Here is a 281-nt window from a genome sequence, read left to right on the forward strand (position 1 = left end):
TTGTTACAAATATTTAGTGCAAAAGCACGCGGAGGTATTCTATATGAATAACGGTACAGTTAAATGGTTTAATTCAGAAAAAGGTTTTGGTTTCATCGAAAGAGAAGATGGAAGCGACGTATTCGTACATTTCTCAGCAATCGCTGAAGAAGGATACAAATCATTAGAAGAAGGACAAAAAGTTGAATTCGACATCGTTGAAGGCGATCGTGGAGAACAAGCAGCTAATGTCGTAAAAATGTAATAACATTTTCAAAGCAACCGTTATGGTTGCTTTTTTT

1 protein-coding gene is annotated in these 281 nt (G+C 35.6%); it reads left to right on the plus strand.

What is annotated here, in order from left to right; genetic code table 11:
- The first annotated feature begins 43 nt into the window (after positions 1-43).
- Positions 44-244, plus strand: a complete 201-nt coding sequence (locus tag AC2D8K_RS12640) for a cold-shock protein (protein WP_002450876.1) — start codon at positions 44-46, stop codon at positions 242-244.
- The last annotated feature ends 37 nt before the right edge of the window (positions 245-281 follow it).

The organism is Staphylococcus sp. 510 (assembly GCF_057219715.1).

Excerpts from the sequence above, each read along its gene's own strand:
- AC2D8K_RS12640 (WP_002450876.1), top strand. The coding sequence starts at position 44 with ATGAATAACGGTACAGTTAAATGGTTTAATTCAGAAAAAGGTTTTGGT.